Source organism: Enterococcus sp. AZ103 (assembly GCF_051714685.1).
Classification (GTDB): Bacteria; Bacillota; Bacilli; order Lactobacillales; family Enterococcaceae; genus Enterococcus_A; species Enterococcus_A alishanensis.
Genome location: NZ_JBIOSI010000001.1, coordinates 484,977 through 497,946, shown reverse-complemented (window position 1 = coordinate 497,946; position 12,970 = coordinate 484,977). Strand labels below are relative to the sequence as shown.

General features: G+C 36.5%; 13 protein-coding genes. 11 read left to right on the top strand and 2 right to left on the bottom strand.

Annotated features, from left to right (window positions below):
- Positions 1-29: 29 nt before the first annotated feature.
- From ID741_RS02485 to ID741_RS02440, 10 genes are all read left to right on the top strand, one after another.
- Positions 30-488: a PTS sugar transporter subunit IIA gene (locus ID741_RS02485; protein WP_218327567.1), complete on the top strand. Its 459-nt coding sequence runs from the start codon at positions 30-32 to the stop codon at positions 486-488.
- A gap of 19 nt (positions 489-507) precedes the next feature.
- Complete coding sequence (locus ID741_RS02480; protein WP_218327566.1) at positions 508-825, top strand: PTS fructose transporter subunit IIB; 318 nt, start codon at positions 508-510, stop codon at positions 823-825.
- A gap of 3 nt (positions 826-828) precedes the next feature.
- A complete protein-coding gene (locus tag ID741_RS02475) occupies positions 829-1,941 on the top strand; it encodes a PTS fructose transporter subunit IIC (protein ID WP_218327565.1) in 1,113 nt (370 codons plus the stop codon).
- A 20-nt stretch (positions 1,942-1,961) separates the two neighbouring features.
- On the top strand, positions 1,962-2,510 hold the full coding sequence (locus ID741_RS02470) for a D-lyxose/D-mannose family sugar isomerase (protein ID WP_438718951.1): 549 nt from the start codon (positions 1,962-1,964) through the stop codon (positions 2,508-2,510).
- Positions 2,511-2,596: 86 nt separating this feature from the next.
- A complete protein-coding gene (locus tag ID741_RS02465) occupies positions 2,597-3,607 on the top strand; it encodes a dihydroxyacetone kinase subunit DhaK (RefSeq protein ID WP_438718950.1) in 1,011 nt (336 codons plus the stop codon).
- Positions 3,604-4,719, top strand: coding sequence for a dihydroxyacetone kinase subunit DhaL (gene dhaL, locus ID741_RS02460; protein ID WP_438718949.1), 1,116 nt, complete (start codon positions 3,604-3,606; stop codon positions 4,717-4,719). Before ID741_RS02465 ends, dhaL begins: the two co-directional genes overlap by 4 nt.
- Positions 4,720-4,734: 15 nt before the next feature.
- Positions 4,735-5,511, top strand: a complete 777-nt coding sequence (locus ID741_RS02455; protein ID WP_438718948.1) for a triose-phosphate isomerase family protein — start codon at positions 4,735-4,737, stop codon at positions 5,509-5,511.
- A gap of 27 nt (positions 5,512-5,538) precedes the next feature.
- Entirely contained in the window at positions 5,539-6,576 is a 1,038-nt protein-coding gene (locus ID741_RS02450) for an aldose epimerase family protein (protein WP_438718947.1), read from the top strand.
- 14 nt (positions 6,577-6,590) lie between these two features.
- Positions 6,591-8,087 (top strand): xylulokinase, encoded by a 1,497-nt coding sequence (gene xylB, locus ID741_RS02445; protein ID WP_438718946.1) that lies wholly within the window; start codon positions 6,591-6,593, stop codon positions 8,085-8,087.
- A gap of 104 nt (positions 8,088-8,191) precedes the next feature.
- Entirely contained in the window at positions 8,192-8,665 is a 474-nt protein-coding gene (locus ID741_RS02440; RefSeq protein ID WP_218327558.1) for an S-ribosylhomocysteine lyase, read from the top strand.
- A 229-nt stretch (positions 8,666-8,894) separates the two neighbouring features.
- Here ID741_RS02440 and ID741_RS02435 read toward each other — a convergent pair whose 3' ends face one another.
- Together ID741_RS02435 and ID741_RS02430 are read right to left on the bottom strand one after the other, a co-directional pair.
- On the bottom strand, positions 8,895-9,713 hold the full coding sequence (locus ID741_RS02435) for a PrsW family glutamic-type intramembrane protease (RefSeq protein ID WP_438718945.1): 819 nt from the start codon (positions 9,711-9,713) through the stop codon (positions 8,895-8,897).
- Complete coding sequence (locus tag ID741_RS02430) at positions 9,710-10,576, bottom strand: RluA family pseudouridine synthase (RefSeq protein WP_438718944.1); 867 nt, start codon at positions 10,574-10,576, stop codon at positions 9,710-9,712. Before ID741_RS02430 ends, ID741_RS02435 begins: the two co-directional genes overlap by 4 nt.
- 183 nt (positions 10,577-10,759) lie before the next feature.
- Between ID741_RS02430 and ID741_RS02425 the strand changes: the two genes are divergently transcribed.
- Positions 10,760-12,940, top strand: a complete 2,181-nt coding sequence (locus tag ID741_RS02425; protein ID WP_438718943.1) for a PBP1A family penicillin-binding protein — start codon at positions 10,760-10,762, stop codon at positions 12,938-12,940.
- The last annotated feature ends 30 nt before the right edge of the window (positions 12,941-12,970 follow it).

Genomic DNA, 12,970 nt, shown 5'->3' with positions numbered 1-12,970 from the left:
GAAGAATCTTAAAAAAGGAGGGTTCAAACGTGCAACAAGTAGATTTAAACAATATTTTAGATGAGAAAATTATAGCTGTGAATCTTACTGGTAGTACAAAAGCAGAGGCGATAACACAGATGGCACAGTTATTGTCAGATCAAAATTATATTTCGAGTATTCCCTCATTTGAGAAAGATATTTATTACAGAGAATCACTTGGTAAAACAGGTATAGGAAATGGAATAGCTATTCCTCATGGACAAAGTGAAAGCGTTATCAAAAATGGTATAGCCATTGGAATGTTCAAAAATGAAATTCCTTGGGAAAGTTTAGATGATAAACCTGTAAGAATTGTTTGTTTGTTCTGTGTAAAGGCTGGAGATGGTGGTGAAAGTGAACATCTAAGAATGTTAGCAGCATTGGCAGGAAAGTTAGGTAATGATAACGTAGTTGAACAATTGATGAGTACGACGACGGTTGAAGAAGTAAAACAAGCATTTTTATAAGATATAGGAGGAATATATTGTGAAAATAGTAGGTATAGCAGCGTGTACTGCGGGAATTGCCCATACTTATATTGCTAGAGAAAAGTTAGTAAACGCAGCTGAAAAGGCGGGACATGAAATTCATATTGAAACACAAGGGACTATTGGGACAGAAGATGCTATTCCAGAAGCAGTACTAAAAGAAGCGGATGTTGCGGTCATTGCTGCTGATGTAAAGGTGAGTGGAAAGGATCGTTTTGAAGGGATGAAAATAATTGAAGTACCAACTGAATTAGTGATTAAATCTCCTAACAAATTTATTCAAAAAGTCGAAGAAGTGGTTAAAGGAGGAGTTTAAAAAATGGCAGAAGTCAAGCAGAGTGGGAAACTCTTTACAAACGTTAAGCAACATGCACTAACGGCAATCTCATATCTGATTCCAGTAGTTGTTAGTGCAGGTTTCATGCTAGCAATTGGTAGTCTTTTGGGAGGCGTAACAATTGAAAGTATTGATAACCCTTACAATTTTTTTGACGTAATGTACACAATGGGTGGATTAGTTTTAGGCATGTTACCAGTCGTAATTGCAACTGGAATTTCATTTTCGATTGCAGACAAACCCGGAATTGCACCAGGGTTTTTAGTGGGTATGATATCAATTAATATGAATGCAGGTTTTATTGGTGGTTTTATCGGTGGTTATATTGCGGGTTATTTTACTAAATTTTTAAAAGATCGATTGAAAGTTCCTATGTGGGCAGACGGATTAAAACCGATGTTGATTATTCCTTTTATTTCCTCAATTGTGATTGGTTTTGTGATGTATTATATTCTAGGTTTTCCAATTGCTGCATTGACTGAAGCGTTAAATAATTTTTTACTGGGATTAGACACTAATCAAAAATTAATGTTTGGTTTAATCGTGGGCGTATTGTCAGCTGTGGATTATGGTGGACCAATTAATAAAGTCGTATTTGCCTTCTTATTGTCTTTACAATCCAATGGTATCAATGAACCAATGGCGGTTTTAATGTTAGCTTCGATGGTCACACCATTTGGCATGACCATGGCTTACTTCTTTCAAAAAATCGTGGGTAAAAATATCTATACAAAAACAGAGGTTGAAACACTGAAGACAGCTTTCCCAATGGGGGTCTGCATGATTACTGAAGGGTGTTACCCGATTATTTTCAATGATTTATGGCGTTGTATTGTTTCAACAGGAATTGGTGCAGGAGTGGGTGGTGCGTTGAGCATGATCTGGAATGCAGGTTCTCCCGTTCCTCATGGTGGTTTATTTGCGATGGTAACAATGACACATCCCCTTTCGTGGTTAGCAGCATTGCTAATTGGTTCTTTAGTTGATGCAATTATTCTATTTGTTCTTAAAAGACCAGTTGCTTATGAAGATGTCAAAGAGCTGACTGAAGAAGATGAAAAAGATATTGATTTTAGTGAATTAAAAATTAGCTAATATAATTGGAGGAATAGTTAATGAGTGAAGTAACTGAAGATTATAAAAAAAGAGTAAAAGATCTTTATCAAAAGTCTCAAATTGTTTTAACTGACGAGGAATTAGCATCAATTGACTATGCTGATTTTGGTTTAAATAATATCGAAAAAGAAGCCTTAAATCTGATTCTTTATGTTAATAATAAACGTTATTGTGCAAAAGAAATGGTCCTCTTACCTAATCAAACTTGCCCAGAACATTTGCATCCTAACTTAGAAAATGGACTAGAAGGAAAGCAAGAAACTTTTCGTTGTCGTTGGGGAGAAGTTTACTTATATGTTGAAGCGGAAGAAACCATAGATACTAGTAAAATTAGCGTAACTATCCCTGAATCAAGTAAAGAATATTATACAGCTAGAAAAGAAATTCGTTTATTACCTGGGGAACAATATACGATTGATCCTAAAATTAAGCATTGGTTTCAGGCTGGAAATGAGGGAGCTGTAATTAGTGAGTTTTCATCGCCTAGTTACGATGAATATGATCTTTTTACGAATCCTTCTGTTAAACGTAATGTCAGAGATCGATAAATAAACTTAGAGCGCTTTTAAAATGGACAGATAGGACATTTTATAAGGCGCTTTAATTGAATTCAGTGAGTAAAGGAGTTTGCTTTGTGAAAAAAATTATAAATACAACGGAAACATTGATTGAAGATATGTTGGCTGGTTTTTTAGCCGCTGAAAAAGGCCAAATCATCCAATCAGATGATAACCCAAGAGTACTTTATAAAAAAAATAAAACACCAGGTAAAGTAGGTGTGGTTGTGGGTGGCGGTAGTGGCCATGAACCACTTTTTTTTGGATTGATTGGTGAAAATTTTGCTGATTCTGTAGCTGTTGGAAATATTTTCACAGCTCCCACTCCTGATACAGTTCTTGAGGCAATTAAAGAGGCTGATCAAGGAGCTGGAGTTATTTGTTTGTTTGGTAATTATGCAGGGGATGTCTTAAATTTCGAAGTAGCAGCAGAACTTGCTGAACTTGAAGAAATAGAAGTATGTAATTTACCTATTATTGATGATGTGGCTTCAGCTACTTATGAGAAACGAACAGAACGTCGAGGAATCGCTGGAGACTTATTTGTTATTAAAGAAGTTGCCGCCGCTGCTAGCCAAGGTTTTTCATTAGAACGCTGCCATCAGCTTGGTCAGTTAGCAAATAAACGAACTTTTTCAATTGGTGTAGGGATTGCTCCAGGAACAAATCCAATGAATGGAAAAGCAAATTTTGAATTAGCTGAAGATGAAATCGAATTTGGTTTAGGAATACATGGGGAACCGGGACTGGAACGAATGAAACTATTACCAGCACGAGAATTAGTAGAAAAAATGTTTGTAGCTTTAGAAGGAGAACTCGCAACTTATCCAGAAAAAGAAGTTATTGTCTGTGTCAACGGCCTGGGATCTACGACGATGATGGAGTTATATATTATCAATAATGAAATTCAACAACTGTTAAGCCAAAAGGGCTTGAAAACAGTGGATACAGTAATTGGAAATATTTGTACTACACAAGAAATGGCTGGTTTTTCTATTACAATTCAAAGTTTAAATCAGGAATTGGCTGAGTTATACCAAGTGGCAGCCGATAGTCCTTGTTTCTTTAAAAGAGAGGTAAAACAATGAAGCAGTTAAACATACAACAAGTTTATGAAATGCTTTCACAAATTGCTAGTGCTTTGATTCAAAATGAAGAACAGCTAGGTGAAATTGATCAAAAGATTGGCGATGGTGATCATGGGATTGGAATGAGGAACGGTGCACAGGCCATTTTAGTAACTTTACATGAAGAACAGCAAGCAACTGTTGGTGACATATTTAAAAAAGCTGGTATGGCAATGATGGGATCGATGGGAGGTGCTTCTGGAGTAATTTTTGGCTCTTTATTTCTTGGACTGGCTAAAACGACAAAAGATAAAAAAACAATTTCAGTAGAAGATTTACATGACGGTATGGCGCAAGCAATTAAGGACATTCAAAAAAGAGGGAAAGCTGAGCTTGGAGATAAAACCATGTTAGATGCACTAATCCCTGCAACAGAAACGCTAAATAATTACAAAACAGCTGATTTCATGATTGCTTTGGAAAAAGCCAGTGAAAGTGCAACTGTCGGTGTCGAAAAAACAAAAAAATATCCTGCGAAATTTGGTCGATCAAAATTTTTAGGTGATCGAACGGTTGGTTATCAAGATGCTGGCGCTACTTCAGTTAATATTATTTTTACAGCTATGTATGATTATTTAAAAAGTGTTGAAAATACTGATATAGAAAAAAATATGGAGGGAAGACAAATGAAAATTGGTTTTGGCGCAGATAATAACGCCGTTGAATTTAAAGATGATTTAAAAAAATATGCTGAGGAATTAGGCTATGAAGTAGTTGATTTCGGTGTACCGGTAGATAGTTCAGTGGATTATCCAGCTGTAGCTTTTGATGTTTCTCATGCGATTAAAAATAAAGAAATTGACCGTGGTGTACTATGCTGTGGAACAGGTATTGGTATGGCGATTGCTGCTAATAAAGTCGCAGGTATTCGTGCTGCTCAAATTACTGATATATATTCAGCTGAACGGGCACAATTAAGTAATAATGCGCAAATAGCAACTTTTGGAGCATTTGTTCAAGGAATTGACTCAGCTAAATTATTGTTAGCAGAGTACCTATCTCACACCTTTGAACCAGGAACACGATCAGAACCAAAGATTAATCAAATCAGTCAATATGAAGCAAAAAAATAAATGTGAGGTAAATTTATGCGGAAACCTGCGATTGGCATTAGTTTTAAAATATACAAAAATAAAAAAACGGACATGGAGACATATCTGGGCGAGTTAAAAAAATCGTGTGTTGGAACTATTGAGGCAGATTTATTTGTTTTTCCAAGCATGGGAACATTAGCTGTAGCTAGTAATTATCTAGTTAATACAGAAATCCATTTTGGTGCACAAAATATTGCACCGATTGCTAATGGTGCATTGACAGGAGAATTATCAATCGAGTCTTTAATTGATTGGCAAGCCGATTTTGTTGAAGTCGGTCATGCTGAAAGACGCCAAGAGCTAGGCGAAACAGATAAGTGTATTGCTAAAAAAATTAAATTGGCTTTAGCTAATCAAGTTACACCAGTAGTATGTATTGGTGAAGACGAAACACAAAAAAAACGATTACGAGAACAACTAAATAGACAATTAAGGGCCGATTTGTCAGACATTCCTGAGGAACAGTTAAAAAAAGTTATTCTAGCTTATGAGCCAATTTGGGCGATTGGTCAAAAAGAGGCTGCTTCAGCAGATTATGTGCACCAAGCCCATCGAATTATTCGTGAAGAAATGATTGATTTGTTCAGTGATGAAGTTGCTCAAGCAGTTAGAATTATTTATGGTGGCTCGGTAAGTAAAGAGAATACTGAAGCGATCGTAAAAGATGAAAATGTTGATGGTGTTTTTGTTGGGCGTTTTGGTCATGATCCACAAAATTTTAAAGAAATTGTTGACTTAGTTTTGAAAATTAAAAATGAAGTGAAGGAATAAGCTAATTTCCAGAAACGGAGAATAAAAATGACGATTTTTCAAAAACAAATAAATGACGATTTAGTGGAATACATCTTAGACAACGGCTGGATGAGTATCTCTGTTTTAAACTATGGTGCAGTCATTACACGTATTAAGGTTCCTGATAAAAATGGCGACAAGTTTAATTGTGTACTCAATTATGCTGACTATTCAAATTATTACGAAAATCCTTTATTTCTTGGTGCGGTCATAGGCCCTGTAGCTGGCAGAATTGCAGCTGGCACTTTCGAATTAGATGGTACTAGCTATCAACTAGAAAAAAACGAAGGTGATAATCATTTGCATGGTGGCTTTAGTGGTTACCATAAACAATTTTATCAAGTAGAAACAGCAACAAATGAACAGGGGGATCAGTTGATTCTTTACTTAACTAACCATCAAACAAAAGGCTATCCTGGGAAAATTGATTTTTCAGTGACTTATTCACTAGATTGTAACAATTCTTTTAAAATTTTATATCAAGCAAAAGCCGATGCAAAAACAATTTTTAATCCGACAAATCATACCTATTTTAATCTTAATCCGAGAACCGAATCTGTCAAAAATCACAGCTTAAAAATAAATGCAGAGAAAGTTCAGGAAATTAAACAAGGAACATTACCGACAGGTCATTTATTAAATCTCACGGTTGAAGGGAATCAAAGGTTACAGTTGCAAGGTGGAAGACTTGAAGAGACATTTAATGATGAGCATGAACAATTGACACTTGGTTCTCAAGGAATTGATTTAGCCTACCTGATAAATACTGATTCTCCTGAAGGGGCAATCTTAGAAAATGAAGAAACGGGAATAATGATTAAATTAACAACTTCAGAAGAAAGTATTGTAGTCTATACGGGAAATAAGCTACCGAATCAGATATTTTTAGCAGAGAATGGTTGGCTGTCTAAACACAGCGGTGTGACCCTAGAAACACAAAACCTGCCAGATGCTATTCATCAAGCTGATCCAAAAATAATTTTAGAACCAAATAAAACATATTCTAGCAAAACTGTGTTTGAATTTTTAAATACAAATAAATAATAGGGGAGAGCACATTGACATATGTATTAGGTTTAGATCTTGGAACAAGTAGCTTGAAAGGATTATTAGTGAATCAACAGGGAGAAATGATTGTTTCAGCTAGTGCAGATTATCCTTTGAGTAATCCTCATGCTGGATATAGCGAACAAAATCCTTTAGGATGGGTTGCTGCAGCTAAAACAGTGATTCAAAAACTTATTTCTGAAAAACCGCAAGCCATGGATAAAATTAGTGCAATTAGTTTTTCAGGACAAATGCATAGCTTAGTTTTATTAGACAAAAAACAAAATATTCTAAGACCTGCTATTTTATGGAATGATGTTCGCACAACAAAGGAATGTCAATACATTATGGAGCATGCGGGGGAACTTGTTTTAGAACAAACTAAGAATCGCCCATTAGAAGGATTTACCTTACCTAAAATGTTATGGGTTAAAGAGCACGAGCCAGATATTTGGGAACAAGTAGCAACCTTTTTACTACCAAAAGATTATCTAGGTTATTGGATGACTGGCAATATTCAAACCGATTTTTCTGATGCTGCAGGTACATTGCTACTGGACGTGATTCATCAGACATGGGACTGGAAAATTGCAGATATTTTTGAGTTACCTAAAAATATTTTTCCTAAACTTGTAGATGCTACAGAAATTATTGGTACAATTCGTCAAGATTTAGCTAAAGAATTAGGATTGTCTCCTAAGATTAAAATAGTTGCAGGAGGAGCAGATAACGCTTGTGCAGCTCTTGGTGCAGGGATAGATTCTGAAGATAAAGGTCTAGTGAGTGTCGGCACATCGGGTGTATTCCTTACATTTGAAGGCGAGAATATTCGCGACTATCAAGGGAAATTACATTTTTTTAATCATGTTATACCAAACGCTTACTATTCAATGGGTGTTACTTTAGCAGCTGGTCAAAGTTTAAATTGGTTTAAACAAAACTTTGCAAAAAAAGAAATCTTCACTGATTTTTTAGCTGAAATTGAAAATGTTCCAGCAGGATCTGAGGGGTTATTGTTTGCTCCCTACATCATGGGAGAGAGAACACCTTATGTGGATAGTCAAATTCGTGGAAGTTTTATTGGATTAGATAATCGGCATCATCAGGAGCACTTTGTTCGTGCCGTTATTGAAGGGATAACATTTTCTTTGAAAGATAGTCAAATGATTATGGAAAGCATCCAACAAAAACGTTTAAAAAAAATCGTTTCAATTGGTGGTGGTGCTAAAAATAAAGTATGGCTACAAATCCAAGCGGATATTTTTGAAACAGAAATTATCACCCTGCAAACGGAACAAGGACCAGGTCTAGGTGCAGCAATGCTAGCAGCTTTGGGATGCGGCTGGTTTAATTCAGTTAATGAAATGATTCAAACTTTTGTTCAATATGGTCCAAGTTATTTTCCAACTGAAACAGTCAATGTTTATAAAAAGTATTATGTACTTTATAAAAAAATTTATCATGCCACAAAAGAATTGAGCCATGAGCTTCAAAATCTTAATACCTAAAAGAATCAAATAACTATTTGTTGAATGCATAAAATAAATTACTTGAAAGAATCTCTAAATCATGAGAAATTATAAATTAAAGATTGATGAGGAGGTATCGGCAAATGGCAGAAGTTGAAAGTTTTGGTTTGGATCATACAAAAGTTAAAGCACCTTATGTTCGTCTGATTACGGTGTCGCAAGGAAAAGAAGGAGATAAAATTTCTAATTTTGACCTACGATTGACGCAACCGAATGAAACAGCATTACCAACAGCGGCGATTCATACGATTGAACATTTATTGGCAGATTTATTACGGGAAAGATTATCAGGTGTGATCGATTGTTCACCGTTTGGCTGTCGGACAGGCTTTCATCTAATTACTTGGGGAGAACCGACTGCGCAAGAAGTGGCGCTGGCATTTAAAGCAGCTTTGATTGAAATTGCCGACAAAGTGACTTGGGATGACGTGCAAGGCGTCGATATCAGAAGTTGTGGCAATTATCGCGATCATTCGCTCTTTTCGGCGAAAGAATGGTCTAAAAAAGTTTTAGCAGAAGGTATTTCTGAGGATGCTTTTGAACGAAAAGTCATTTAAAAACAGCTGTAACGGGGACAGAAAAATCTGTTTCGTTACAGCTGTTTTATTTTAGTGGGTTAAGTAAGCATAAAATACATCAATGATGGCAATCGAACCAGTGCTAAGTAAGAGCCATTTGCGTTCTTGCCATTTTTCTAGTAGTCGTTGTTTCATGTAAAACCATTCCCTTATTACTTTATTAATTTGTCATACAGAATAAAAATAATAATAGGAAGTGCCAGTTCTGTCAACCAATTAAACTGCTTTTTTCTTGTTGCCAAAGTTGATAGATAATCTGAAAAATTAAAAATAAACTAAAGGCGGTTAAACTGTCAGCAACGATAGAAAGTTCACCAAGTTGGAAATCATTTATTGGTGTATCCCAAACAAAGTGTAGCAATACGGCTGCGATTACCCAGAAAAAGCCCCATTTTTTACTAAACAGACGATTTTTACTATAGATAGTGAATACACCTAAAGAGACGAGTCCGGTATAAATCCAGTGAGAAGCTAAGGCACCAGAAAGGCGTGAAAAGGCAACGGCAAAAATTTGCGAAAAATCCTGACTAGCTTGATTAACTAAATAAGAGACATCTTCTGAAAACTGAAAGCCTAATCCGACCGCCATACCTAAAATAAAGACAGCTGCCGAACGTCTAACTTTTAACAATTTCAATAAAAGAAAGACCACTAAAAATTTAACACTTTCTTCTACTATCGGTGCAGTTAATGCATCTTGCCAAGCTTTAATAAACTTTCCATTACCAAAAACCAGATGCAAAATTTCGACACCAGCTTGATTGCCGTAAGCTGCCAACCAACCAGGCATGAAATAGCCACAAACAAGAGCTAGTGGAAAAAAATAATAAGGTAATTTAAATTTCTTTTCTAACCGGTAAAATAAATAAGTCGCTGGAATTAAAAAAAGTGCCACTAATAAAAAGGAGATGAGCAAAATCAAATATTGTTGATTCTTAATTGGTAAGGCAGCTAACCCTAATAATTCATAATCAAAACCGACGGCGAATAGGAACAGTGCGATAACTAAAATTAGCTTATTTTTCATATGCTTTCCTCCGCGAAAATTCCTGGTCTCGCCGTAACAGAAATTTTTTCTTGGGTAAAAGGGTGAGTCAAATGAAGTTGCCAGGCGTGTAACATTAAACGACCAGTGGCGTCTTTACTGTATAGCGGATCCCCAACTAAAGGATGCCCGATACTAGCCAAATGCACGCGAATTTGATGAGTGCGACCAGTTTCTAACTGGCAATAAATTGCAGTTTGTTTTTTTAAATGTTGGGCGACTGTGACGTGGGTAATGGCTGGTTGTCCATTTTTTTGATCAATTCGGCGTTTCCGACGGTCGTGACGATCACGCCCAATTTTTTGGTTGATTGTTAAATCATTGGTGATGTTTCCCCAAACAAGCGCTTGGTAGCGACGATAAATTTGTTTGCTTTCTAATAATCGCCCCAAAATTGGTAGTACGAATTGATTTTTTGCAAATAAGATAGCGCCACTAGTTTCTTTATCTAAGCGATGGACCACATGGGGCTGGAAATCTGGCGCTAAATAAGCAGCTAAATGATTCAATAAAGTATCTTGTTCTGCTGGCTGATTAGGATGAGTTTTCATACCAGCAGGTTTATTTACAATGATGAAATGTTGATTTTCATATAAAGGCTGCACTAGTTTGGCATCGCCTAATAAAATGTTACGGACAGGATAATCGCTGTCAGCAATTTCTAAATCAATTTGGTCGTGGGCTTTTACTTGGTCTTGGAAATGCACTGGTTGTCCATTGACTAAAATACTTTTTCGAATTCGGATAAAATGACGGACTTTTCTAGGAACCAGCCATTCTTCTTCCAATAATTCTTTGACCGTCATAGCTTTAAAATCTGCTGCTAATGTCATGGTAAATTCCATTTTATTTCACCTCATATCTTGGATATTGTATCATTTAACGATTATTTAAGGAAAATATTAATTTTTTCTACTTTTCTCGTGGTAAAATCGTGTCATTATGACTCTCGGTCTTAAGACTCAGGTCAAACAAAACATAAATATGCTACACTTTTGAATAGAACTTATAGAAATGGAGATCGATTGATGGATTTTCAAACGATTTTAGACAAACTAAAAGCTTTTTTTAGCGCTATCGGACGTGGTATAGGGATTTTTTGGCGCTGGTTGAAACCACATTTAATTACTTTTCACCATTGGCGCAAACGAATTTGGAAAAAGTTTTATATCAATAAAATCTTGCTGCTTTTAGCATTGGTAGGGATATTAGTTACCAGTATTTACCTTTTTGTTTTAGCTAAGTCAGTTGATGTAGAAACTTTGGAGTCTAGCTTAAAACAATCCACGGTGATTTATGATCAGGATAGTCAAAAGGCGGGGACTTTATACGGTCAAAAAGGAACCTATGTTGAAGCAGATCAAATATCTGACTCAGTAAAAAATGCGGTGGTTTCGACTGAAGACCGAAGATTTTACGAGCATCATGGATTTGATATTAAAGGGATCGCCCGAGCGGCTTTAGGAATTGTGACTAGTGGTCGGATTACTGGCGGTGGTTCCACTATTACGCAGCAGTTGGCTAAGAATGCCTATCTCAGTCAAGATCAAACTTTTCAGCGAAAAGCCAAAGAATTATTCATGGCACTGGAAATCGAAAAAAAATACAGCAAAGATGAAATTCTGACGATGTATTTAAATAATTCTTATTTTGGTAACGGAGTCTGGGGTGTCCAAGATGCAGCCCACAAATATTTTGGTGTAGATGCTAGTCAATTAACTGTGGGAGAATCCGCGACAATTGCCGGGATGTTGAAGGGACCAAGTATTTACAATCCGATCGATAATTTAGAAAATGCCACCAATCGCCGCAATACGGTCTTAAGTTTAATGGCAGAAAACGGCAAAATTAGTGCCGAAGAACAAACTCAGCAAGCTAGTGTTGATTTAGGTAGTTTGTTAAATGATACTTATTCATCTGAAGAGGCCGGATATACTTACCCATCTTATTTTGATGCGGTTATTAATGAAGCCGTTGATCGATATGGCATTAGCGAAAAAGCATTATTAAACAACGGTTATCAAGTTTATACTGCGTTGGATCAAGATTATCAAAAACAAATGGAAAGTACTTATGATAATGATTATAACTTTCCTGCCGCTGCTGCTGATGGTGTTGCACCACAATCCGCTTCAGTTGCCTTAAATCCGCAAAACGGAGGCGTTCAAGCATTAGTTGGTCGTCGTGGCGAGCACGTCTTTAGAGAATTTAACTTTGCTACTCAAATGCGCCGTTCACCAGGTTCAACTTTGAAACCACTGAGTGTTTATGCGCCAGCTTTAGAATCTGGTTATACTCCTAGCAGTACTTTACAAGACTCACCATTAGATTATTATGATGTGAAAAATTATGATGGCACCTATTCTGGGGAAGCCGCTATGTATCAAGCGGTAGCTCAAAGTTTGAATATTCCAGCCGTTTGGTTGCTGCATGAAATGGGGATTGAGAAGGGCTTTAATAAAGTTGAAGAATTTGGGATTGATTTAGATGATTCCGATAAATATTATGGCTTGGCTTTAGGTGGATTAAAAACTGGTGCTTCGCCCCTTGAAATGGCTCGAGCTTATGGTGCTTTTGCGAATGAAGGAAAAATGTATGATCCTTATTTAATTACTAAAATTATTGATTCGACCGGCGCAGTGATTGTTGATAATACGAAACCGAAATACGAACAAGTGGTGTCGAAAAAAGTAGCTAATGAAATGACCAGTATGTTGTTGGGTGTCTTTAGTAACGGAACCGGCGTAGAGGCTGCACCGTATGGTTATACTGTGGCAGGAAAAACGGGTACGACAGAAACAAACTTTGATGCCACTAAAGTTAACGACCAATGGATTGTCGGTTATACACCGAATGTGGTGATTTCGACTTGGTTAGGCTATGAAAATGTTAGTGAATCCCATTACTTAACCGGTACAAGTGGACAACAAGTCGGTCAAATTTTCAAATCAGAAGCAGAAGGCATCTTACCTCATGTCGAGACAGCCAATTTTGAAGTAGCAGATGCATACGTGACTGGCGGTGAAGTAATGACACCTGATGAAGTCAATGAACAAGCCGTTGATCCAAATACTACTGATGGTGGAACGACTGATTGGGAAAACAAAATAAAAGAATTCGGCGATAAAGCTAGTGAAGGGATTGATTCGGCTGTCGACAAGGCTCGTCAAGGAATCAATAATTTTTGGCAAAGGATACAAGGAAATTAGCCGATAAAGCAGTTTCATGTTACAATCAAG

Coding starts and splice junctions, on each gene's coding strand:
- ID741_RS02475 (WP_218327565.1), top strand. CDS start 829: ATGGCAGAAGTCAAGCAGAGTGGGAAACTCTTTACAAACGTTAAGCAA.
- ID741_RS02470 (WP_438718951.1), top strand. CDS start 1,962: ATGAGTGAAGTAACTGAAGATTATAAAAAAAGAGTAAAAGATCTTTAT.
- dhaL (WP_438718949.1), top strand. CDS start 3,604: ATGAAGCAGTTAAACATACAACAAGTTTATGAAATGCTTTCACAAATT.
- ID741_RS02455 (WP_438718948.1), top strand. CDS start 4,735: ATGCGGAAACCTGCGATTGGCATTAGTTTTAAAATATACAAAAATAAA.
- ID741_RS02450 (WP_438718947.1), top strand. CDS start 5,539: ATGACGATTTTTCAAAAACAAATAAATGACGATTTAGTGGAATACATC.
- ID741_RS02440 (WP_218327558.1), top strand. CDS start 8,192: ATGGCAGAAGTTGAAAGTTTTGGTTTGGATCATACAAAAGTTAAAGCA.
- ID741_RS02435 (WP_438718945.1), bottom strand. CDS start 9,713: ATGAAAAATAAGCTAATTTTAGTTATCGCACTGTTCCTATTCGCCGTC.
- ID741_RS02430 (WP_438718944.1), bottom strand. CDS start 10,576: ATGGAATTTACCATGACATTAGCAGCAGATTTTAAAGCTATGACGGTC.
- ID741_RS02425 (WP_438718943.1), top strand. CDS start 10,760: ATGGATTTTCAAACGATTTTAGACAAACTAAAAGCTTTTTTTAGCGCT.